Here is a 22802-nt window from a genome sequence, read left to right as displayed (position 1 = left end):
TGGGAGAGGGATGAGGGTGCGCGCGCGAGGCCTGGTGAATCTGCGGGCCGTGCTGGCGCCGGTCGCGTCCGGGATGGGGGTGATGGCCGCGGCCGCCGCCGTCCTGGTCCCGGCGCTGGGCGGCGACGCCGCACGGGACACGCCCGGCCCCGGCCGGGTCTCCCCTCCGGCGGCCACGCACCGGACGTACGTCCCGGGGACGGCGCAGGCCGCACCGGCTCTCGCGCCGTGCACGGCGCGCACCGCCGCGGAGAGCCTGCGCCCGTCGACGGAGGACGGCGCGGCGGTGAAGCGGATCAAGGAGAAGGGCCAGCTGGTCGTCGGGGTGGACCAGAACACCTACCGGTGGGGATACCGCAATCCGGCCACCGGCGAGCTGGAGGGCTTCGACATCGACCTGGCCCGGGCGATAGCCGAGGACATCCTGGGGCCGCATCCGCCCGTGGTCTTCAAGGCGGTGCCCACCAACCAGCGGATCCCGGCGCTGCAGAAGCGCTCGGTCGACATGGTGGTGCGGACGATGACGATCAACTGCGTGCGCAAGCAGCAGGTGGCGTTCTCGACCTCGTACTTCCAGGCGGGGCAGCAGGTGCTGGCCCCGGTCGCCTCGAAGGTCACGGCGTTCGACGATTCGCTGCGCGGCAAACGCGTGTGCACGGCGGCGGGTTCGACGGGCGAGACCGCGCTGCGGGCGCGGCCGCACGGCGCGCAGGTGCTGACGGTGCCCAATCAACTCGACTGCCTGGTGCGGCTGCAGCTGGGCCGGGCGGACGCGGTGGTCACCGACAGCGCGCTGGCGGCGGCGCAGGCGGCGCAGGATCCGACGGTGGAGCTCAAGGGCAAGCCGTTCACGGACGAGTCCTATGGCGTGGCGATGAACAAGGACGACACGGATCTGGTGCGGCGGGTGAACAAGGTCCTGGACGACTACCGCGGCGGCGGCACCAAGAGCCCCTGGATGCAGGCCTACCGCACGTGGCTGCGGGCCGACCTGCCGGGCATATCGGGGCCGCCTTCGCCGCAGTACAGCGACTGATCGCTCCAAGGAGCGGACTCACGCCGCCGAACGCCCCGGGAGGCCCGGATGCCGTCACTATGGAACGGGACGTGAAAGGAGCAGACCGCAGCGGCCGCCCGGCCGCACCGAACGCCGTGCACCGTACGCGTATTGGAGAGGTGATCGATGGGGGTCCCTGGACCCTTCCCCGGCTCTCCGGGGAGGCCCGATGCCCCGGTGCTGGACCGGGAGGAGGTGGACCGCGCCCTGGCGCGGCTCGGTGCCGAGTACGAGGCGATCGAGACGTCGCTGCTCGCGTTGCAGGACCATGCGGGACGCCGGCTGCTGGAGGGCGCCGGGCTGTCCGGCCTCACCAAGGAGCGCTGGGCCGAGGCGGAGCGGTCCATCACGGTCCTGTGGACGCTGTTCGACGCGTACACGGCGGCGTTGGAGACGGCGCGCGAGCTGCGGGAGCGGCGGCGCTGGCCGTCGCCGGAGGACCTGGCGGAGCTGACGGAGCTGCTGCACGGCGACGGGGTGACGGTGCCGGAGACGGCCGCGGCCGACGGCGACGCCCAGGACTCCCCGGCGCTGCCGGGCGAACGGTTCAGCCTGGAGGGGCTCGTCGAGCGGATCAACGGGCTGTACGCCAGGTCGCTGGATGTCATCGTCGCCGCCGATGCGGTCTGGTCGACGCTGCCGGCCCGGATAGACCTGCTGTCCGCCGAGTTGCAGCGGACGCGTTCGCTGGCGCACTCCGTGGGCGTGCGCCCCGGTGAACACCCGGCGGGCGACGACCTGGAGCGGATCACGGACGAACTGGTGCGGCTGCGGGCCGAGGTGATCGCGGATCCGCTGGCGTACTGGGTGTCGTCGTCGACGGGGAGTTCGGCGCCGGGCGGGGGCCGTCCGGACACCGGGCGCTACGACCGTGCGGCCCGTGCGCTGGAGGACATCCGGCGGGAGGTGGCGGCGGTGCTGGACGTCCGGCAGGACGCGGAGCGGCGGCTGATGCAGCTGCGGGACGTGCTGTCGCGGGCGGACCGCACGCTGACCGAGGCGCGGCAGGCCCGCGGCGAGGTGCTGGCGAAGATCGCCGCGTCGGAGGTGCCGGCGGTCAGCGGCCCGTCGACGGCGCTGCACGAACAGCTGGCGGCGGCCGCCGACTACCGCAGGCGGGCGCAGTGGCACCGGCTGTCGCCGCTGCTGGAGAGCCTGGAGGAGCGGGCCGAGGACGAACTCCTGCGGGCCCGCGAGTCGTTGACGGCGGTGACGGCGCCGCTGGCGATGCGGGCCGAGCTGCGCGGCCGGCTGGACGCGTACCGCGCGAAGCTCGCACGTCACGGTTTGGCCCAGGATCCGCTGCTCACCGAGCGGTACGACGTCGGGCGGCGGATGCTGTGGAGTGCGCCGTGCGATCTGCGGGCGGCCGAGCAGGCGGTGTGGCGCTATCAGCAGGCGGCGGCGGAGGCGTTGGCGGTGCAGCGGGAGGGCAGGGGGGATTCGTGACGGAGCGGGCCGACGAGCGCTGCCAGCGGCGTGAGTGCGCGGGCAGCTACGAGGATGTCGGCGGCGGCGAGCTGTACTGCGACCTGTGCGGGCTGGCGCCGGTGGTCTCGCCGGACGGTCTGGTGTCGTCGCCGCCCACGGGCCTGACCGGCCGGGCGCTCGCGGACGAGGCGACGGACCGGGCGCTCGCCGGTGCCGCGGCGGACCGCGAGGCGGCGGGGGCGCTGCTGACGGTCCCCTCGCCCGCCCCCGGTTCCGGCGGCAGCACGCCGACCGCCCGCCCTTCGGCGTCGCGCCGCTCGGTGCCCGGGCGGCTGTCGCACGGGGCGTCCGGCGAGGCCGCGGTCTCGCTGCGCGGGGCGGGCAGCGGCTCGTCGTCCGCGGCGGCGCGGGGGCGGTTGGGCGCGGGGCTGGTGGCGGTGCCGGAGGTGCCGCGGCCCGATCCGCGTACGGCGGTGCTGGAGGACCCGGAGGTCCCGGAGCGGAAGCGGTTCTGCAGCCGCGCGGACTGCCGCGCTCCGGTGGGCCGGGCGCGCGGCGAGGAGCCGGGCCGCACGGAAGGCTTCTGCGCCAAGTGCGGTCACCCGTACAGCTTTGTGCCCAAGCTGCGGCCCGGCGACATGGTGCACGGCCAGTACAAGGTCGTGGGCTGCCTGGCGCACGGCGGGCTCGGCTGGATCTACCTCGCGACCGACCACGCGGTCTCCGACCGGTGGGTGGTGCTCAAGGGCCTGCTGGACACCGGCGACGAGGAGGCGCTGGCGGTGGCGATGTCCGAACGGCGCTTCCTCGCCGAGATCGAGCACGCCAACATCGTGCGGATCTACAACTTCGTGGAGCACCTCGACCGGGCGACGGGCAGCCTCGACGGCTACATCGTCATGGAGTACGTCGGCGGCAAGTCGCTCAAGGAGCTCGCCAACGACCGGCGCACACCCCGGGGCAGGCGCGATCCGCTGCCGGTCGAACAGGCCTGTGCGTACGGCATCGAGGCGCTGGAGGCGCTCGGCCACCTCCACCGCCGCGGCTACCTCTACTGCGACTTCAAGGTCGACAACGCCATCCAGCAGCACGACCGGCTCAAGCTGATCGACATGGGCGCGGTGCGCAGGATGGACGACCACGAGAGCCCGATCTACGGCACGATCGGCTACCAGGCGCCGGAGGTCGCCGCGCTGGGCCCGTCGGTCGCCTCCGACCTCTACACCGTCGCGCGCACCCTCGCGGTCCTCACCTTCGACTTCCAGGGCTACACCAACGTCTTCGCGGACTCCCTGCCCGATCCCGACCACATCGAGGTGTTCCGCACCTACGAGTCGTTCTACCGGCTGCTGGTGCGCGCCACGGACCCGGACCGGGGGCGCAGATTCGCCTCGGCGGAGGAGATGGCCGAGCAGCTGACGGGCGTGCTGCGGGAGGTGGTGGCGCTCCAGTCGGGCGAGCCGCGGCCCGCGCTGTCCCCGCTGTTCGGGCCCGAACTGAGGGTGGTCGACACGGAGCTGACGGCCCCTGCGGAGGGCGACAGTTCGCGGCTGGGCGCGCGGGGGGCCCGACCGGCGCGCCGGGCGGAACCGGCCCCCGGCGGCCCCGCGCTGCTCCCGCTGGACGTCGCCGGCGCCGCCCTGGCCCTGCCGGTGCCGCGGGTCGACCCGGGCGATCCGCACGCCGAGCTGCTGGCCGGGCTGCTGGCCGCCCCGCCCGCCGACCTGCTGGGCGCCCTGCGCTCGGCGCCCGCCGACTCCCTGGAGATCCGGCTGCACGCCCTGCGCGCCCACCTGGAGACGGGTGACGGCGCGGCGGCGCGGCGGGTGCTGGCGGAGATCGCCGCGGAGCCCGCCGAGCAGTGGGCCGCCGCCCGCCGGGGCGGCGACGAGCCCGGCACCTGGGGCGCGGACTGGCGGGTGGTGTGGCACCGCGGCCTGGTGGCGCTGTGGAGCGGCGACCGCGAGAGCGCCGCGCTGGCGTTCGACGCGGTCTACGACGCGTTCCCCGGTGAGCCGGCACCGAAGCTGGCGCTGGGGATATGCGCGGAGCTGCTGGGCCAGCTGGACAACGCCGTGGAGTACTACCGTCTGGTGTGGGCGACCGACCACAGCTATGTCAGCGCGGCGTTCGGGCTGGCGCGGGTACGGCTGACGGTGGGCGAGCGCGTGGGCGCGGTCGAGGCGCTGGAGTCCGTCCCGGAGTCGTCCATCCACTACATCGCGGCGCGGATCGCGGCGGTCCGCGCCCGGCTGCGGGACCGGCCGCCCCGCGATCCGCTGCTGGCGGACCTGCGCGCGGCCGCCGAACAGGTCGAGGCGCTCGCGGACTTCGGTCTGGACGCCGAACGAAGGGAACAACTCACCACCGAAGTACTGGGCAGCGCCCTGGACTGGGTACTCTCCGGTAGCCACGGTGCCGGGCCGGACGGCACGGCGGCCGTGGACGAGCGGCCCTCGCTGCTCGGCAGCCCGCTGGACGAGCGCGGTCTGCGGTTCGGCCTGGAGGGGTCGTACCGCTTGCTGGCGCGACTGGCGCAGCGTGGTGAGAAAAGGATCGAACTGGTGGAACGGGCCAACCGTTTCCGCCCCAGGACGTGGGTGTGACATGGGTGTGACTGGGCCGTCCCGGTGTCCGGGCTGTGACGAACCGCTGGACGCGGGAGACAACTTCTGCGGGCGGTGCGGTGCCGCTCTCCTGGCGCCCGCCGCGCCGCCGGCGTACGGCGCCCCGCCCGCGCAGGGCGCCCCCGCCGTACCGCCCCCGCCTCCGTTGCCGCCGTCACCCCCCGGGCCGCCCGGGCCGCCGCCTCCGGACCCGCAGGCCCGTCTCCCGTACGGGGATCCGGGCGCCCCGCCGCCGCCCGGCCGCATCCCGCCGCCGCCCGGCCATGCGCCCTCGGTGCCCGGCCCGGCCCCGGTGGCCGCCGCTCCGCAGCCCGCCGACCCGCGCGTCGCCGGGTACGAGGCGGTGGCCGACGCGGCAGCCGCCGGGTCCGGCGCCCCGGCCGCGGAAGGGGGCGCGCCCGCCCCGGCCTCCGCCGCTGCGGACACGGCAGCCGGGACGACCGCCGCACCGTCCGGCACCCCCGCCCACGGCACCGCCCTGTGCACCGTCTGCCGGTCCGGCGCGGTGGGACCGGACGGCTACTGCGAGCACTGCGGCCACGCCCGCCCCCGCGAACGCGACCACATGGAAAGCGAGTTGACGGGCGTCGCGGCGGTCAGCGACCTCGGCCACCGGCACCACCGCAACGAGGACTTCTTCGCGCTGCGCTCCGCCGCGCTCCCGGACGGCACCCCCGCCGTGATCGCGGTGGTCTGCGACGGCGTCTCCTCGGCGACCCGCCCCGACGAGGCGTCCACGGCGGCGTCCGAGGCCGCCGGCGAGGCGCTGCGGGCGTCGCTGCCGCGCGGCACCCACCCCCAGCAGGCCATGCACGAGGCGATCCTGGCGGCCTCGTCGGCGGTCGACGCGCTGGCCGCCGACCCCTCCGCCGCCCATGACGAGCACCACCGCCAGAACGCCCCCGCCTGCACCTTCGTCGGTGCGGTGGTCGGCGGCGGGCTGCTGACCGTCGGCTGGGTCGGCGACAGCCGCGCCTACTGGATCCCCAACGACCGCACGGCGCCGCCCGCCCGGCTCACCGAGGACGACTCCTGGGCCGCCCAGATGGTCGCGAACAACCTGATGTCGGAGGCCGAGGCGAACGCCGACGAGCGTGCGCACGCCATCACCGGCTGGCTCGGTGCGGACGCCTACGAGGTCGAGCCGCACACCGCCACGTTCAAGCCGGACGGCCCCGGTGTGGTGGTGGTGTGCACCGACGGGCTGTGGAACTACGCGGAGTCCGCGGAGCAGATGGCCGCGGTGCTGCCGTACGACGCACCCACCAGCCTCCTGAACAGCGCCCGCACGCTGGTCACCCATGCCCTCGACGGTGGCGGGCACGACAACGTCACGGTGGCGCTGGTGCCGTTCCCCGCCCCCACGGGGCAGGCGGCACCGGCCTGACGGCTCGCCTCCGGACACGTCCGGAGACCGGCGGGGCGCGGTACGGAGCGCCCCGCCGGCGAGGAACGGCGCGTCAGCCGCGGGCAGACGGCGCTCCCCGCACCCCGCCCACGGCACAAAGGCAGCAGGCGCAAGGCACCACGCACCGCGCACGACGGCCCCGATCGACCGGTTACGGCGTCCCGAGGAGCGGAACGGATGGCCCACCTCACCAAGTCCCGTGTGCCGCGCTTCTTTGCCGAGGTGCACCAGAACCCCTATCTGCCCGAGGGCGGGCGCGAGGTGCACGCCATCGTCACGGTCACCGCGACCGGGGGCGGCACGACCGGAGGCCGTCCGGTCCCCGCGGCGGGCACCGGCGGGCCGGACGCCGCCGTGGTGATCATGGTGGACTGCTCCGGGTCGATGGACCGTCCGCCGGCGAAGATGCGCGGCGCCCGCGAGGCGACGGCCGCCGCCATCGACACGCTGCGTGACGGAGTCGGCTTCGCGGTGGTGGCCGGAACGCATCGGGCCGCCGAGGTCTTCCCCGGCGGCGGCCGGCTGGCCGTGGCCGGTGCGGCCACCCGTACGCGGGCGAAGGAGGCCCTGCGGCGGTTGAGCGCGGGCGGCGGCACGGCCATCGGGAGCTGGCTGCGGCTGACCGGCCGGCTGCTGTCGTCCGCCGATGCCGGCATCCGGCACGCCCTCCTGCTCACCGACGGCCGCAACGAGCACGAGTCGCCCGAGGACCTGCGCGCCGCCCTGGACGCCTGCGGCGGCTCCTTCACCTGCGACGCCCGCGGCGTCGGCACGGACTGGGAGGTCAAGGAGGTCACCGGCATCGCCTCGGCGCTGCTCGGCACGGCCGACATCGTCGCCGATCCGGCCGGCCTCGCCGCCGACTTCACCCGGCAGATGGAGAAGGCGATGGGCAAGGGGATCGCCGGTGTCGCCCTGCGGCTGTGGACCCCGTTGGGCGCCGAGACCGTCTTCGTCCGGCAAGTGGCGCCCACCGTGGCGGACTTGACCGGCCGGCGGCAGGACTCCGGCCCGCGGTCGGGCGACTATCCGACCGGCTCCTGGGGTGACGAGGCCCGCGACTACCACCTCTGCCTGCGGGTCCCGGCCGCCGCCGTCGGCCGGGAGATGCTCGCCGGCCGGGTCACACTGATCGCCGCCGCACCGGACGCCCTCCCCTCGTCCGACGGCCCGCCGCGCCCCCTGTCCCAGGGGCTCGTACGCGCCGTGTGGACGGACGATGTGGCCGTTTCCACAGCGATCGATCCGCAGGTCGCGCACTACACAGGCCAGGCGGAACTGTCCCATGTCATCCAACAGGGACTTGATGCGCGCAAGTCGGGCGATACCGCCGGCGCCCTCGCGAAACTGGGCCGCGCGGTCCAGCTGGCCGGCGCCTCGGGGAACGAGGAGACTGCGAAACTGCTTGCGAAGGTGGTGGACGTCGTCGATGCGGCGACCGGTACTGTGCGACTGAAGGCGAAGGTCGCCGAAGCGGACGAGATGACTCTCGAGACGCGCTCGACGAGAACCGTTCGCGTGAAGATATAGCCACGATCAGTACCGAGCAGTACCACCGCAGCCATCGGTACGGAGGGGGAAGAACCGACATGCCTACCTGCCCGAGCGGCCACCAGTCGGTGGCCGAAGACTGGTGCGAGGTGTGCGGCCAGCGGATGGCGGGCGCTGTCCCCCCGCCGCCCTCCCTGCCTGCAGGTTTCCTCAACGCACCGCCGAGCCAGCCCACCGGGCAGCCCGGCCCGCCGCCCGGGCAGCCCGGCCCGCCCCCGGGACAGCCCGGCCCGCCCCCGGGCCAGGCCGGACCGCCGCCCGGCTTCGGCGGCCCCGGCCCCGGCGCCCCGGACAACCAGGGCGGTTACGGCTTCCCGCCCCCCGCACCCGGCCCGCAGGGCGGCCCCGGAACCCAGGGCGGCCAGGACGGCTACGGTTTCCCCCCGCCCGCGCCCGGCCCCGGTCCGCAGGGCGGCCAGGGCGGCTACGGCTTCCCGCCCCCCGCACCGGGCCCCCAGGGCGGCCCCGCGCCGTCCGGCCGGCCCGAGACGTGCCCGCAGTGCGGTACGCCGCGTGAGTCGATGGCACCGTTCTGCGAGGGGTGCCGCTACAACTTCCTCACCAACTCCCCGACGTCCTACGCCCCGCCGCCGGCCCAGCAGCCGGGCCCGCAGGGCGGTCAGGGCGGTTACGGCTTCCCGCCGCCCGCGCCCGGCCCGCAGGGCGGCCAGGACGGCCAGGGCGGTTACGGCTTCCCGCCCCCCGCACCCGGCCCGGGCCCCCAGGGCGGCCAGGACGGCTACGGCTTCCCGCCGCCGCAGCAGCCCCAGCCCCCGCAGCAGCACGGCATGCCCCCCGGCGGCCCCGGTCAGCCCGGCCCCGGCGGCTTCCCCGGCATGCCGGGTCCCGGCCCGTCCGGTCAGCCCGGCCCGCCGCCGCAGCAGGGCGACGACTGGACGCTGAACCCGCCGAGCGCCCAGCCCGGTCCCCCGCCGATGGCACCCGCGCCGCCCGGCCCGGGCCCGCAGGCCCCGTACGAGCAGCAGCAGCCCTCGCCGTTCCCGCCGCAGCAGCAGCCGTTCGAGCAGCAGCAGATGCCGCCGCAGCAGCCCGGCCCCGACCAGCAGTGGAACGGCGGCCCCGGCCAGGGGCCCGCCGCGCCGCCGCAGGGTCCGTCGCCGGTCGTCGGCGACGGCTGGGTGGTGGCGATCGCGCCGGACCGCGAGTACTTCATGGCGATGATGGGCCGCAGCGGCCCGGAGGCGGCGGGGCTCAACCTGCCCTCGTACTCCCCCGAGCAGGTGCTCCCGCTCGCCAACGGCCAGATCGCGGTCGGCCGCCGCCGGAACAGCACCGGCGAGGCCCCGGACATCGATCTGGGCAGCGCGCCGGAGGACCCGGGCGTCTCGCACCAGCACGCGCTGCTGGTGCAGCAGCAGGACGGCAGTTGGGCCGTGGTGGACCAGAACTCCACCAACGGCACGACGATCAACCTCGCCGAGGACCCCATCCAGCCGTACGTGCCGGTGCCGCTCCATGACGGCGACCGGGTGCATGTCGGTGCCTGGACGACGCTGACCGTCCGCCGCGGCTGACCGCCGCCGGACGCCGGCGACCCCGGGGCGTGACCAACCGGTCACGCCCCGGGTGCGTTTCCGGCCCCGCCGCCCCTTCCGCCCTACGACCGAAGTCCTCGGCCGGTGCGTCTGCCACCATGGACGGGTGAACAAGATTCCACGCGGCACGCTCGAGGAGCAGACCTTCTACGAACAGGTCGGTGGCGAGGAGACCTTCCGGCGCCTGGTGCACCGCTTCTACCAGGGAGTCGCCGAGGACCCGCTGCTGCGGCCGATGTACCCGGAGGAGGACCTGGGCCCGGCCGAGGAGCGGCTCGCGCTCTTCCTCATGCAGTACTGGGGCGGCCCCCGTACGTACAGCGACGGGCGCGGCCACCCCCGGCTGCGGATGCGGCACGCCCCCTTCACCGTCGACCGGGCCGCCCACGACGCCTGGCTGCGCCACATGCGGGACGCGGTGGACTCCCTCGACCTCTCCGAGGCACACGCGACGCAGCTGTGGAACTACCTGACGTACGCCGCCGCCTCGATGGTCAACACCGCGGACTGATCAGCGCGGCGGGCCCGGGAACACCGCGGACCGAGGGCTCTGGGGAGCGAGAAGGCCGCGGAGCGGGGAACGTCGCGGAGCGAGGAACGTCGCGGACCGGGGAGCGCCGCGCACCGGGCGGCTTCCGGGCGGACGGCCCCCGGGGGCGGTCTGCGGGCGGCCTCCGGACACCCGGCGCCGGCCTCCGGCCCCGGCAGAGCCGGTTGCCGGCCGGTCGGCCGCCGCCTCGTCAGGCCGGCGTCACCGTGAGACCCGACAGCCCGGCCGGGCCCCCGGTCCGTACGGCAACCGACCCGTACGGCGTGCTCAGGCGCAGCCAGCCGCCCGCCGACAGCAGGCTCAGCTGCTGGGGCGCGGGGGCAGCCGCTCCGGGAGCCGTACCGCCCCCCACGAGCGCGGCGGCGCGCGCCGGGCGCAGGAAGCCCAGCGACTGCGCGGCATGGGCGGCCCGCAGCGGAAGGTGGGTGTCGCCGAGGGTCCGCGACCAGATCTCCCGGCCGATACGGTCCCGTTCGCTGCGGGTGCGGTGCTGCGGCGGCAACGCCTCGTCCCGGGCGCGGAATTCGGCCACCGCGGCGGCCACCGTGCGTACCAGCGCCTCGGGGGCGGGCAGCCCCGGCACCCGCTGCCAGCCGCCGCGCGGCGGCAGCAGCCCGGTCCACGGCGGGCCCGTGACCGCGTCCGGCACGGTCACCGCGTCGGCCGACTCCTCGATGCCGTCGAGGAGTTCACCGGCCGAGACGGTGGTGTCCAGGGTGCTGTCCTCGGCGAGCCGGGCGGTGCGGATCGCCAGCACCTCGAAGGACGGCGGGCGGCCGAACACGGCGAGCACCCCGCCGCCGGCCTGGAGACGCACCGCGGCGGCCTTGTCGTAGTGGATCAGCCGGGCGAGGAAGGCGGCGAGATCCGCCGCCTCCCCCGCGTCGGCGAGGTGCAGCACCGTCATACCGCGACGGCCCCCTCCTGGCGCGAGGCGTCGTCCAGGTACTCCTTGAGGATCGCCTTCTCCTCCGCGGTGAGGCGGCGGGGGCGCTCCTCGGTGAAGTTGTACGGCACGACGACGGTCGAGGCCCGCAGGTAGAGGGTGTCCTCGTCCTTGACCTCGTAGCCGACCGTCATCGACGCGGCGCTGACCTTCGTCACCCACAACTCGACGGTCACCGGCTCGGGCCGGTGGACCAGCGGCCGCACATAGTCGATCTCGTGCCGGGCGACGACCGAGCCGCCCGTGAACGACGGGCTGCCGTCCCCCGGCGCCAGCCGGCGCATGAAGTCGATCCGCGCCTCTTCGAGGTAGCGGACGAACACCGCGTTGTTGACGTGGCCGAACGCGTCCATGTCCGACCAGCGCAGGGGGCAGGAGTAGAGGTGTCGCACCGTGGTCAGCCCCGCGTGAGCTTCTTGTACGTGGCGCGGTGCGGGCGGGCGGCGTCCGGACCGAGACGCTCGACCTTGTTCTTCTCGTACGACTCGAAGTTGCCCTCGAACCAGAACCACTTGGAGTCGCCCTCGTACGCCAGGATGTGCGTGGCGACGCGGTCGAGGAACCAGCGGTCGTGGGAGACGACCACGGCGCAGCCCGGGAACTCCAGCAGCGCGTTCTCCAGCGAGGACAGGGTCTCCACGTCGAGGTCGTTGGTCGGCTCGTCGAGGAGCAGCAGGTTGCCGCCCTGCTTGAGGGTGAGCGCCAGGTTCAGGCGGTTGCGCTCACCACCGGAGAGCACCCCGGCCGGCTTCTGCTGGTCCGGGCCCTTGAAGCCGAACGCCGAGACGTAGGCGCGCGAGGGCATCTCGACCTGGCCGACGTTGATGTAGTCGAGCTCGTCGGAGACCACGGCCCACAGGGTCTTCTTGGGGTCGATGTTCTCGCGGCTCTGGTCGACGTAGGAGATCTTGACCGTCTCGCCGACCTTGATGTCGCCGGAGTCCGGGGTCTCCAGGCCCTGGAGCATCTTGAACAGCGTGGTCTTGCCGGCGCCGTTCGGGCCGATGACGCCGACGATGCCGTTGCGCGGCAGCGTGAAGCTCAGGTTCTCGATCAGGACCTTCTCGCCGAAGGCCTTGTTGAGCTTGTCGACCTCGACGACGACATTGCCCAGACGCGGGCCCGGCGGGATCTGGATCTCCTCGAAGTCCAGCTTCCGCATCTTGTCGGCCTCGGCCGCCATCTCCTCGTAACGGGCCAGTCGCGACTTGGACTTGGCCTGCCGCCCCTTCGCGTTGGAGCGGACCCACTCCAGTTCTTCCTTGAGGCGCTTGGCGCGCTTGGCGTCCTTCTGCCCCTCGACCTTGAGACGGGTCTGCTTGGTCTCCAGGTACTTGGAGTAGTTGCCCTCGTAGCCGTGCAGGCGGCCGCGGTCGACCTCGCAGATCCACTGGGCGACGTGGTCGAGGAAGTACCGGTCGTGGGTGACGGCGACGACGGTGCCGGGGTACTTCGCGAGGTGCTGCTCCAGCCACTGCACGGACTCGGCGTCCAGGTGGTTGGTGGGCTCGTCGAGGAGCAGCAGGTCGGGGGCCTCCAGCAGCAGCTTGCACAGCGCGACGCGGCGGCGCTCACCACCGGAGAGGTTGGTGACCGGCCAGTCGCCGGGCGGGCAGCCGAGCGCGTCCATGGCCTGCTCCAGCTGGGTGTCCAGGTCCCACGCGTTGGCGTGGTCGAGGTCCTCCTGGAGCTTGCCCATCTCCTCCATGAGCTCGTCGGAGTAGTCGGTCGCCATCAGCTCGGCGACCTCGTTGAAGCGGTGGAGCTTGCCCATGATCTCGGCGGCGCCGTCCTGCACGTTCTGCAGCACGGTCTTCGACTCGTCCAGCGGCGGCTCCTGGAGGAGCATGCCGACGGTGTAACCCGGGGAGAGGAACGCGTCACCGTTCGACGGCTGCTCAAGACCGGCCATGATCTTCAGCACCGTGGACTTACCGGCGCCGTTGGGACCCACGACACCGATCTTTGCGCCGGGCAGGAAGCTCAGCGTCACGTCATCGAGGATGACCTTGTCGCCGTGCGCCTTGCGCGCCTTGCGCATCGTGTAGATGTACTCAGCCAAGAGAAACCGTCCGGCAGATTGGATCGATCAGGGTCTGTGCGGCACCGCCCCGGGCCGTCGTGCGACGAATCCGAGGGAGGGCAGATACACCCCATCTTGCCGTACGCCTGTGCTCTGGCGGAAACGAGTAGGTCAGAGCAGCCCTGTTCAGCACCGGCCCGCCACGACACGGTGTCCGCTTGGTCGCCGTCTGTCAGCGTTGGTCTCTGCGGAGCGGGGTCTTTGCCGTCCTGCCGGGCGCCGTCGGGAACCTGCCCGGCCTCCCCTGCCCGGTGCCGCGATCCTGTGCGGGAGGGCACGTCGCCGGGCGGGCGCGACGCCGCGGGGACGCCGCACCGGGGGCACGTCGCCGAACGGGCGCGGCAACCGGGCGGGCGCGTCGCCGGGCAGGCACCGGAGACCGGGCAGACGCGTCGCCGGGCAGGCACCGGAGACCGGGCAGACGCGTCGCCGGGCAGGCACCGGAGACCGGGCAGACGCGTCGCCGGGCGGGCGTCCGGCGACGGACGGCGACGGCCCCGGAGCGTCGCTGCGCTCCGGGGCCGCTGGGGTTTTGCCGCTCGGCGGCCGCTCGCTCACCCTGAGGTGACCGAGTGGCCGCCGGTGGTCACCGTGCGCCGGTGCTCACCGGTCCGGCCGGGTGTCGCCGGGAACCGGTTCGCACGGGGCGCCGCGTGTCCTTATGCGGTGGTGCCGGTCTTCTTCTTGCGGAGGAAGAACACCGCGCCGCCGCCGACCACGACGAGGACGACCGCGATGCCCGCGATCATCGGGGTGGCGTTGCTGGAACCGGTCTCGGCGAGGTCGCCGCCCTTGTCGCCGCCCGTGGTGCTGCCGCCGACCGAGGCCGGGCTCGGCTTGCTGGAGGGCTTGCCGCCGCCGCTGCCGGCGGTCTTGCAGTCCAGGACACCGGAGAAGGACTTCTTGAAGCCGCCCTCACCCTTGATGGTGATGTTGTACGGCTGGTCCTCGGCCACCGGGACGGTCACGGTCTGCGACTTGCCCGGGGCGATCTCGTACTCCTTGCCGGAGAGCTGGAAGCGGAACGCCTCATCGCCCTTGTTGGCCGCCGTGACGTCCACGCCGCCCTTGGCGCAGTTCTTCTCGGCGGTGATCGCCGGGATGGCGCCCTGCTTCTTCCAGGAGACCGACGCGGCCGCGGAGACCGTGGACTCGCTGGAGCCGGCCAGGATCTGGGTCTGGCTCTTGGCGTGCTCACCGATGCCGGTGAAGGCACGGCCGACCGGGACCTTGGTGGCGGCCTGCGCGGTCAGCGAGGTGCTGCCGTCGGCGGCGCCCTTGGGCACGTCGAAGAACAGCTGGGTGCCGTCGGCCGCGCTGGTGACCGGCTTGCCGTCCTTGCCGACGACCTTCACGCCGGCCGGCGCACCGGCGGCCGGGGAGATCGTGACGCTGTCGGCGTTGGTGTGCACGGTGACCGGGCCGAGCTTGCCGCCGGACTTGCCGGAGACGGCCGGCGGGTCCAGCGTCAGCGACGCCTTGGGCTCGCCGACGTTCTGCGCGCTCTTCTCGAGGTAGTCGGCGAGCTTCTCGGCCGCCGGGTCGACCGCGTCCACCTTGACGTGGTCGGAGAAGCGCCAGATCGCGACCTGGGTGCCGGCCGCGGCGGTCTTCTCGGTGAGGTTGCCGGCGCCGGCCTTGGTCGCGAGCGCGGCCAGGTCGTTCACCTGCGGGTAGGAGTTCTGCAGAATCCAGCGGATCTTGCCCGCGTCCCCGTTGTTGTGCAGCGACGAGGCGCTCCAGGGCACTTCCTGGTACTTGGCCTGCTGCTGCGTCGGGTTGTGGATGTCGATGCAGTACGTCTGGAGCGTGCCGCCGTTGTCGACCGCCATCTCGAAGAGGCCGGCGCCGACGCGCTGGTCCCCTCCGTCGTTGTGCACGACCGCCTGGTCGAACGTCTTCAGACCGCCGAGCGTGGCGGTGGCACCCCCGTGCGTGGGGGTGGCGTCATCCGCCGCGGCAGTGCCCGCGGTGGCTATCGCACCCGCCGCGACCAGGCCCGAGGCCACGACCGCGGCGGCAAGGCGAGCTGCGCCCCGCCTCTTCATCGAAAGCATGAAATTCCCCTCTGGGCGAGGCGGTCGAGTGGGAGAGGATGCCTCGCCGGAAAGATCCCAAAGAACTCAACAGCCGAACACGTCAGCCCCCGTGAGTACTTGTCGGATCTTATGGAGCAGGCGCATCAGGGTCCCCAGTAATGGCATCCCATAAGCGATCCGAATCGCAATCGTTACCGACAACGGGCACCCTTACCTGGCATTATCGACAAATCGTCGGGACTTTTCAGGGCATAGGAGCCTTCTCGGGCGAAGAGGGTGCGGTGAAGGTCGGCGGAACGACAGCGTCCGGCGGCTCGGACGGTGACGAAAGGGCGGCCGGGACCGGTCTCTTGGGGGGCGTCGGCGGCTCCACGGGAGTCTTTTGTTCCCCTCCTGCCGTCCCTGCTTCTTCTGCCGTCCCTGCTTCTTCTGCCGTCCCTGCTTCTTCTGCCTTCCCCCCTTCCCCTGCCCCCGCTGCGCCACCTGTCCTGGCCGCTCCACCTGGCTTCGCCGTTCGTCCCGCCTCGCCTTCTCCCCCCGCCGCCGGTGAACTGGCGGCGGCCGGCGGTGAGTCTGCGGCGCTCGGCGGTGAACCTGCGGCGGCCGGCGGCGACTCGTCCCCGGGCACCGTCCCCTCCATACGGGGCGGCCGGACGACTCTCCGGAACGCGGCGGTGCCGCGCGCGAGATCGTGGCCGATCGCCACGGCGTCGACCTCCGCCGAGAACCAGCGCTGCCCGCCCCGCTCCGGGGGCGATTCCCCTTCCCTCAGCCGCAAGCGCCCCTGGACGACCAGTGGTTCCCCCACCGCCACCGACGCCGCGACGTTGTCGGCGAGTGCGCGCCACGACCGGACCGTGTAGAAACTCGTCCCCCCGTCGGTCCAGCGCTCCTGCGCCCGGTCCCACCGACGGGACGTCGCGGCCAGCCGGAACCTGGCCACCGTCACCCCCGCCGTCGTCTGCCGGTGCTCCACCGCTGTCGCGGCGTTCCCCACCAGCGTCACCATCGTGTCGTTCACGGAACACGCCTCCCCCGCGTCATGCGCTCGCTCCTGGCCTGTACCGCTCGCGCTGCGTTGACCTCATGCTGCACGGATACGGCGGGCGCCGCCGCGGCATGTGGACGGGTGGCCGGTTGTGGAAAACCCGGCCACCCGGGAGAGGGAATCCGCCCTCACGCACCGGCCGTCGGGCAACTGCCGGTCGGGGTCCGGGCGTCGGGTGTCGGAGAGCGGGGAGAGCGGGGGCGGGTGTCGGGGGGCGAGGGCCCGGTGTAGGAGTCGCGTTGACCGCGGGCCATGCGCCGGGCGACCGCCGGTCAGGCATCGGACGACCGCCCGTCCCGTCACCCCCACCCGTCGGGCAACCGCCCCTCGCAAACCCCCGCCGACGGGCAACTGCCCTCACGCGCGCAGCCTCAGGTGCCCGACGCCACCGCGTACTGCTCCCGTACCTCGCGATAGCGCAACAGCTCGGCGGCGACCGGTTCCAGGACCCGTGCCCGTCCGCACCCGGCCGCCGCGCTCCGCAGCCGGCGCTCGGCGTCCTGCCCGTAACGCCTGGCCGGGCCGCGTGCCACCACCCGGCACAGCCAGGTCAGCGCCGGCCCGCCCACCGAGCCGATGAGCGCGGGCAGCAGCCCCGAGATCCAGGCCACCGCCCCGCCCGCGCCCGTGACCGCGCCCAGCAGCCAGAGCACGCCGACGACTTGGAGCACGCACAGCATTCCCTGCAGCCAGGCGGCCACCGCCCACCAGCGCGGTTTCACGGCCGGTCCGCCCCGCAGCGCCTCCTCGGCGTCCGCCGCCACCTTGTCCAACGCCTCCGGCAGGCCGTACGCGCCCCGGTCCGCCGCTTCCCGCACCGCCTGGGCCCAGGGCGCCGGCAACCCGTGCGCCGCCTCGCCGGCCACCGTGCGTACGGCCTGCTCCACCACGGGCCGCGCCGCCGCCCGCCCGTCCACCGCCGGTTCGCCCCCCTCGACCGCACCACCGGGCAGGCCGCCGACCGGCGGCATCTGCCCCGGGCCCCCCTGCCGCCCTACCGATCCCCGCCACATGCCGCCACGCCGTGGAGCGGCCCGACCGGCACCCGTCCGGCCCGTCCCGCCCCTGCGCGCATCCGACTGGCCGGCGCCGGTCCCGCACACCTCGGCTCTCCCCGTCCCCGTCCGTCCCCCCTCGCCACGCCCCGCACAGCCACGCCCGCCGGCGCCCCGCCCCCCGTGTGCCGGCCCGGCGCCCGTCGGCCCTCCCCCGAGCGCCCCTGCGCCGGTCAGCCCCGCCCCGGAGCCGCCGCTCCGCCACCGGCTCCCCCGCCACCCCCGCATCCGCGCCCACGGCGACCCGTACGCGCGCTCCGCGTACCGCAGCCAATCGCGTTCCGCGGCGCGCCCGGTGGCCACCGCCCCGACCGCCTCCGCCAAGCGGTCGTCGAACTCCGCCCGCGCGTCTTCGGTCAGCCCGACCCGGCTCTGTGCGACATATACGGACCGCAGCCGTTCGGCCGCCGCATCCACATCCGCCGCCAGACGCCGGTCCGCCGCGCCCCGCTCCGCGACGAACTGGCCGAGTGCCTCCCGCAGTTCGCCGACGCCCTTGCCGGTGGCGGCGGACAGCGCGAGCACCGCCGCCCCGGGCTCCCCGTGCTCGCCGAGCGCCAGCCCGTCCTCGTCCAGGAGCCGGCGCAGATCGTCCACGACCTGGTCGGCGGCGTCCCCGGGCAGCCGGTCCACCTGGTTGAGGACGACGAACATCACCTCGGCGTAGCCCGCCAGCGGCCGCAGATACCGCTCGTGCAGCACCGCGTCCGCGTACTTCTCCGGATCCACCACCCAGATCACCGCGTCCACCAGCTCCAGCATCCGGTCCACCTGGGCGCGGTGCTCGGTGGCCGAGGAGTCGTGGTCGGGCAGGTCGATCAGGATGAGTCCGTGCAGCTCGGAGCTGCCGTCCGCCGGGGCGTGCCGCCGGTGCGCGGGCACGCCCAGCCGGTGCAGCAGCCCCTCGGCGCCCGCCCGGCCGCCCGGCCAGACACAGGCCACGGGCTCCGCGGTCGTCGGCCGCCGCGGGCCGACCTGCGAACGGTTCGCCCCGGCCAGCGCGTTGAACAGCGACGACTTACCGCTGCCGGTCGCCCCCGCGATGGCGACGACGGTGTGCTCACCGGACAGCCGGTAGCGCTCGTCCGCCGTCTCCAACACCCGCCCCGCGCCCTCCAGCGCCCGCCCGTCCAGCCGGGACCGGGACAGCGCGATCAGCTCCCGCAAGGCATCCAGCCGCCCGCGCAGACCACCCGCCACGGCCCGCCGGCCACCGTCGGCGACCCACCGGTACCCGCCCATGCCCCCGTTGCCCGCCGCCTCCACCGGCGAACGCGGCTGCACCATCGCCTCACCACGCAACGCACCCCGCGACGCACCCCGCGCCCGTACCCCCGACGCCGCACAGGCCCCGCCCGACGACCCCACACCCGCCACCACGGGCGTCTCTCCCCGCTCCTCACTCCCCGCCTGCCGCACCACCGCCCGGGGCACCCCCACGTCCCGCGCCCGCCGCGCGATCAACCCGTCATCCCACGTCCCACCGGCCGCCACCGCCCGCCCCACCGGCTCCGACCCCGCGCCACCCTCCTGCTCCCCTACGAGTTCCTCAGGCTCGGCAAGCCCCTCAGCCTCTCCGCCCCCGCCAACTCCTCCGGCCCCCACAGGCCCTACGCCCCCCACCGGCACCTCACATCCCGCCGAGGCCGCCCCGTCCACCGACGCCACGCGCTCCCCGGCCCTCCCCTCGGCTTCCCGCCCCTTCCTCAGGCCCTCCCCGGAATCAACCGCCTCCCCCGAACCAACCGCCCCCTCGGCACCAGCCACCGCCTCGACACCAGCCACCGCCTCGGAATCGCTCACCCCGACACCTCCTCCTTCTCCATCGCCCGCTCCCGCTCCCTGGCCCGTTCCGTGGCCCGCTCCCGCGCCCTCTCCTCCTCGTCCCGCCGTCGCTTGCGCTCCTCCGCCTCTCCCGGCCTCCCCGTCTGCCGCTCCCTCTGCAGTACGGACAGCGCGGCGATCAGCTCCGCCTGCTGGTCCAGTGGCACGGTCAGCTGGTCCAGCGGTGCCAGGCGCCGCTCACGTTCCCCGTCGAGCGCGCGCTCCACGTACACGGCCAGCAGCCGGGCGCCCCGGTCGCAGAGCCGCAGCGCGGTCTGGGCCCCCAAGAGGTCGGCGAGGTTCTCGCCCGCCGTACGGGCCCGCCGGCCGCCGAGCAGTGCCGTGGCCAACAGCGCCGCCGACTCCTCCGGCTCCACCGACCCGGCCCGTTCACCGGCCTGCCCCGCACGCGCCTCACGGGTCTCCTCCTCGGCCAGCTCCTCCAGGCAGCGCCGCCAGCGCCGGACGATCACACCGAGCCGGCCGGCCGCGCCCGCGGCGGCCGCCAGCGAGACCTCGGCCGCCGCGGGATCGCGCCGCCAGCACTCCGCGGCCCGCTCGTCGGCCTCTTCCACCGCGCAGGTCAGCAGCGAGGTCAGCCCGTGCGTCAGTGCGTCGAGCAGCTCGTCGGAGCGGCCGTCGAGCCCGTGGTCGCGCCAGTGCGCCCGTGCGTCCCCGGACAGCACCTCACCGGCCGCGACCTCCTGCCGCACCCGCTCCGCGGCCCGCTCGTACGCCTCCTCGACCCGCCCGGCCAGCCGCAGCGCCGCGGCGTGCTGCGCGGCGGCGGCTCCCGCCAGCGCGGGCAGCCTGCTGCGCAGCGACGCGATCACTCCGGCGGCCGTTCGGTCCGCGGCGGCGGTACGGGCGACGGGGTCCTGGGCGTGCCGCTCCAGCCAGTCGCGCAGCGCCGCCACGGCGGTGGCGGGCAGCAGACCGCTGCCGCCGCCGGCCGACTCGGGAAGCTCGGGAATGGTGAACCGCGGCACGTGGCCGAGGCCGGCCCGCTGGAGGAGTTCCGCGTACCGCCCCGAGATGTCCGTGGCGATCTGATGCGGCACCCGGTCCAGCACGGTCACCAGCGTGACGTCGTACTCCTTGGCGGTGCGCAGCAGATGCCAGGGCACCGCATCCGCGTACCGGGCCGCCGTGGTGACCAGCACCCACACGTCCGCGGCGCAGATCAGCTCCGCGGCCAGCTCCCGATTGCGCGCGACCAGCGAATCGATGTCCGGGGCGTCCAGCAACGCCAGCCCGCTGGGCAGCGCCCGGTCCGTCTCGATCCGCACCGTGAGCAGCCCCGCCTCACCCCCGCCCCCCACCGCACCCGAGCCCGGTCCCCCGCCCAGAACAGCGCCACCACCGCCGCCGACGCCGTCGTACGCTCCTCCGGCGCCGAACGCCCCACGCGCACCGCCGGACGCCATCCCGCCCGCGCCGTGCACGCCGTACTCACCCCGGCCCAGGCCGTCCCCCGCCGCCGCGTATCCGCCCTCGGCGCCGTCGTCCTGCTCGGGGACCCACACCCGGGCGAGCTGCGGCAGGACCCGGGGCCCCGCGAACCAGTGGAGGTCGTCGGGATGGCAGACCAGCACCGGCGTCCGCGTCGTCGGCCGCAGCACCCCCGCCTCCGAGACCCGGCGCCCCACCAGGGAATTCACCAGCGTGGACTTGCCCGCTCCGGTCGATCCGCCGATCACCGCGAGCAGCGGTGCCTGAGGGGACCGCAAGCGGGGAATCACATAGTCGTCCAGCTGGGCGAGCAGCTCGGCCCGGTTGCGCCGGGCCCGGGCAGCGCCCCGGAGTGGCAGGGGAAAACGTGCGGCGTCGACGCGGTCGCGCAGAACGGACAGTGCGTCGATCAGCCGGGGTCGTACGTCCAAGGTCGCCACATGTGCAGAATGCCCAATTTCGTTAGGTTTTTGAAGCGTATAACCCCTTGTGCGCGCCGCGAGAATCCCCACAGAACGGGATGAGTGACGCATGGGACGTTCGCGACAAGCGAGGCACAGGCATAACGAGTGCACAACACCCGCCGCACGAGACGTCAAAAGCGATGCAGGATTCGTACCTGCCTGCGATTATCGGGACCGCTTCACCGAACCTCCACAACGTGCCACGGAGGTGAAGCAACCGGGACGAGGCACCCGGACCTCTATCCTTGACCGCGGTCCGTGATCCACGTCCACACCCGGCCCCCGTAGCTCAGTGGATAGAGCAGGTGCCTTCTAAGCACTTGGCCGCAGGTTCGAGTCCTGCCGGGGGCGCCATCGCCCGTACTGCGTCCAGCCCTCCCTTGTGGAGGGCTTTTTTGCTGGTCAGGGGCTGTTTAGCGGACGCGTCGTGGCAGCTTCGGCAGGGCCGGAACGGCTCCCGGCGGCGAGGGCGTCAGTCCGGCTGGCGCGGGTTTTGAACGGCTCTCCGCGGCTGGTTTTCCCGAAAACTTCCCGAAGTTTTTCGACGGTCCCTTCACAGCTGCGGGCACGGTGGGCAGCCGCTGGGGCTCTTCGATCCGCCCCTGGAGTTCGGTCAGCTGTCCGGTGATGCAGCGCGTGTAGGTGGCCGAGGAGGACGGGGACGCTGTTGCCCGCCCAGGCGGCGACCTGGGCCGGCGGGATGCCGTTGTTGAGCCACGTCGTCAGGCAGGTGTGGCGAAGGTCGTACGCACGCTTGCCGACGGGCGAGCTGTACTCGTGCTCGATGAGGACGGCCTTCGCCCAGTGGAGCCGGGACCGGGTGTGGGCCAGGCTGCACCGCGTCATCCTCGACGAGCTCGGCGCCCGCGGAGCGTTGAACTGGTCGCGGTGTGCGATTGACTCCGTCAGCGTCAGGGCGGCAAAAGGGAGCCACTGACCGGACCGAATCCGACCGATCGAGGCAAGAGCAGATCGAAAATCCACCTGATCACGGACCGAAACGGGCTGCCCCTGCCCCTGGGCATCTCCGGCGCCAACATGCACGACAGCCTCGGACTGGAACCACTCGTGGGCAGGATCCCGCCCATCCGCTCCCGCCGCGGACCGCGCCGCCGGCATCCAGCCAAGCTCCATGCCGACAAGGGCTACGACTACGACCACCTGCGCCGATGGCTCCGTAAGAAAGGCATCCGTCACCGCATCGCCCGCAAGGGCATCGAGTCCTCCACCCGGCTGGGCCGCCACCGCTGGGTCGTCGAAAGGACGGTCTCCTGGCTCGCCGGATGCCGCCGCCTGCACCGCCGCTATGAACGCAAGGCCGAACACTTCCTCGCCTTCGTCGGCATAGCAGCGACCCTCACCGGCTACCGCCGCACCAAGTGAGGTGGCGGGTCGCATGATTAATCTCGACATCGAGATCGACGAGGGGAGCGCGGCATGCCTCGACATTGCGGCTTCCAAGGTGGCGGTGAGCCCCTTCGGCTGACCCTGAGACGCTATCCGCTTACCGAATGCGATCCTTCGATTCGGCTTGGGCGGGCATGAACTCCGGCTGGCGGCGGGGAGATAGGGCGGTTCGTCCCGACCGGGTTCCGTCCCAGTGTCCCGTCGTACCCGCACATCGCACACGCGAAGGCATAGGCGCGCAGTACTTCTTCGGCGAATCCTGACCTAGGGCATGGCACTGACAGTGGGGCCGACGCACCGGCTG

At 73.8% G+C, this 22802-nt stretch carries 14 protein-coding genes, 1 tRNA gene and 2 pseudogenes; 9 read left to right on the top strand and 8 right to left on the bottom strand.

The window, feature by feature from the left end; all coding sequences use genetic code 11:
- The first annotated feature begins 10 nt into the window (after positions 1 to 10).
- From AB0411_RS14865 to AB0411_RS14835, 7 genes are all read left to right on the top strand, one after another.
- Positions 11 to 1036 carry a glutamate ABC transporter substrate-binding protein gene (locus AB0411_RS14865; RefSeq protein ID WP_366417679.1) on the top strand — a complete coding sequence of 342 codons (1026 nt, stop codon included), beginning with the start codon at positions 11 to 13 and terminating at the stop codon, positions 1034 to 1036.
- A 147-nt stretch (positions 1037 to 1183) separates the two neighbouring features.
- Complete coding sequence (locus AB0411_RS14860; RefSeq protein ID WP_366417678.1) at positions 1184 to 2506, top strand: hypothetical protein; 1323 nt, start codon at positions 1184 to 1186, stop codon at positions 2504 to 2506.
- A complete protein-coding gene (locus AB0411_RS14855) occupies positions 2503 to 5094 on the top strand; it encodes a serine/threonine-protein kinase (protein ID WP_366417677.1) in 2592 nt (863 codons plus the stop codon). Before AB0411_RS14860 ends, AB0411_RS14855 begins: the two co-directional genes overlap by 4 nt.
- Before the next feature lies 1 nt (position 5095).
- A complete protein-coding gene (locus tag AB0411_RS14850) occupies positions 5096 to 6502 on the top strand; it encodes a PP2C family serine/threonine-protein phosphatase (protein WP_366417676.1) in 1407 nt (468 codons plus the stop codon).
- 198 nt (positions 6503 to 6700) lie between these two features.
- Positions 6701 to 8053: a vWA domain-containing protein gene (locus tag AB0411_RS14845; protein WP_366417675.1), complete on the top strand. Its 1353-nt coding sequence runs from the start codon at positions 6701 to 6703 to the stop codon at positions 8051 to 8053.
- 59 nt (positions 8054 to 8112) lie between these two features.
- A complete protein-coding gene (locus AB0411_RS14840) occupies positions 8113 to 9609 on the top strand; it encodes an FHA domain-containing protein (RefSeq protein ID WP_366417674.1) in 1497 nt (498 codons plus the stop codon).
- A 127-nt stretch (positions 9610 to 9736) separates the two neighbouring features.
- Positions 9737 to 10141, top strand: coding sequence for a globin (locus tag AB0411_RS14835; protein ID WP_086720976.1), 405 nt, complete (start codon positions 9737 to 9739; stop codon positions 10139 to 10141).
- 229 nt (positions 10142 to 10370) lie between these two features.
- Here the strand turns inward: AB0411_RS14835 and AB0411_RS14830 are convergent, their stop codons facing one another.
- The 7 genes from AB0411_RS14830 to AB0411_RS14800 all read right to left on the bottom strand — a co-directional run bounded on the left by AB0411_RS14830 (position 10371) and on the right by AB0411_RS14800 (position 21067).
- Positions 10371 to 11087 (bottom strand): hypothetical protein, encoded by a 717-nt coding sequence (locus tag AB0411_RS14830; RefSeq protein WP_366417673.1) that lies wholly within the window; start codon positions 11085 to 11087, stop codon positions 10371 to 10373.
- A complete protein-coding gene (locus tag AB0411_RS14825) occupies positions 11084 to 11518 on the bottom strand; it encodes an acyl-CoA thioesterase (RefSeq protein ID WP_366417672.1) in 435 nt (144 codons plus the stop codon). Before AB0411_RS14825 ends, AB0411_RS14830 begins: the two co-directional genes overlap by 4 nt.
- Positions 11519 to 11523: 5 nt before the next feature.
- Entirely contained in the window at positions 11524 to 13188 is a 1665-nt protein-coding gene (gene ettA / locus AB0411_RS14820) for an energy-dependent translational throttle protein EttA (RefSeq protein ID WP_366417671.1), read from the bottom strand.
- Between the two features lie 680 nt (positions 13189 to 13868).
- Positions 13869 to 15266: an LAETG motif-containing sortase-dependent surface protein gene (locus AB0411_RS14815; RefSeq protein ID WP_366417670.1), complete on the bottom strand. Its 1398-nt coding sequence runs from the start codon at positions 15264 to 15266 to the stop codon at positions 13869 to 13871.
- 226 nt (positions 15267 to 15492) lie between these two features.
- Positions 15493 to 16257: a single-stranded DNA-binding protein gene (locus tag AB0411_RS14810; RefSeq protein WP_366417816.1), complete on the bottom strand. Its 765-nt coding sequence runs from the start codon at positions 16255 to 16257 to the stop codon at positions 15493 to 15495.
- Positions 16258 to 16667: 410 nt separating this feature from the next.
- Positions 16668 to 18593: a YfjP family GTPase gene (locus AB0411_RS14805; protein ID WP_437042161.1), complete on the bottom strand. Its 1926-nt coding sequence runs from the start codon at positions 18591 to 18593 to the stop codon at positions 16668 to 16670.
- Between the two features lie 557 nt (positions 18594 to 19150).
- Positions 19151 to 21067, bottom strand: coding sequence for a GTPase domain-containing protein (locus tag AB0411_RS14800; protein ID WP_366417668.1), 1917 nt, complete (start codon positions 21065 to 21067; stop codon positions 19151 to 19153).
- 302 nt (positions 21068 to 21369) lie between these two features.
- Between AB0411_RS14800 and AB0411_RS14795 the strand changes: the two genes are divergently transcribed.
- A tRNA-Arg gene (locus AB0411_RS14795) sits at positions 21370 to 21445 on the top strand.
- 448 nt (positions 21446 to 21893) lie between these two features.
- Positions 21894 to 22474, top strand: a pseudogene (locus AB0411_RS14785) (IS5 family transposase); the annotation flags it as partial.
- Positions 22475 to 22671: 197 nt separating this feature from the next.
- Here the strand turns inward: AB0411_RS14785 and AB0411_RS14780 are convergent.
- A pseudogene (locus tag AB0411_RS14780) lies at positions 22672 to 22764 on the bottom strand (phosphorothioated DNA-binding restriction endonuclease); the annotation flags it as partial.
- Between the last annotated feature and the right edge of the window lie 38 nt (positions 22765 to 22802).

Origin of the sequence: Streptomyces angustmyceticus (assembly GCF_040701845.1) — a bacterium.
Lineage (GTDB): Bacteria > Actinomycetota > Actinomycetes > Streptomycetales > Streptomycetaceae > Streptomyces > Streptomyces angustmyceticus_A.
This window is presented reverse-complemented; position numbering and strand designations above follow the sequence as displayed.

Excerpts from the sequence above, each read along its gene's own strand:
- AB0411_RS14865 (WP_366417679.1), top strand. The coding sequence starts at position 11 with ATGAGGGTGCGCGCGCGAGGCCTGGTGAATCTGCGGGCCGTGCTGGCG.
- AB0411_RS14815 (WP_366417670.1), bottom strand. The coding sequence starts at position 15,266 with ATGCTTTCGATGAAGAGGCGGGGCGCAGCTCGCCTTGCCGCCGCGGTC.
- AB0411_RS14850 (WP_366417676.1), top strand. The coding sequence starts at position 5,096 with ATGGGTGTGACTGGGCCGTCCCGGTGTCCGGGCTGTGACGAACCGCTG.
- AB0411_RS14840 (WP_366417674.1), top strand. The coding sequence starts at position 8,113 with ATGCCTACCTGCCCGAGCGGCCACCAGTCGGTGGCCGAAGACTGGTGC.
- AB0411_RS14810 (WP_366417816.1), bottom strand. The coding sequence starts at position 16,257 with ATGGTGACGCTGGTGGGGAACGCCGCGACAGCGGTGGAGCACCGGCAG.
- AB0411_RS14860 (WP_366417678.1), top strand. The coding sequence starts at position 1,184 with ATGGGGGTCCCTGGACCCTTCCCCGGCTCTCCGGGGAGGCCCGATGCC.
- AB0411_RS14845 (WP_366417675.1), top strand. The coding sequence starts at position 6,701 with ATGGCCCACCTCACCAAGTCCCGTGTGCCGCGCTTCTTTGCCGAGGTG.
- AB0411_RS14805 (WP_437042161.1), bottom strand. The coding sequence starts at position 18,593 with ATGGGCGGGTACCGGTGGGTCGCCGACGGTGGCCGGCGGGCCGTGGCG.
- AB0411_RS14830 (WP_366417673.1), bottom strand. The coding sequence starts at position 11,087 with ATGACGGTGCTGCACCTCGCCGACGCGGGGGAGGCGGCGGATCTCGCC.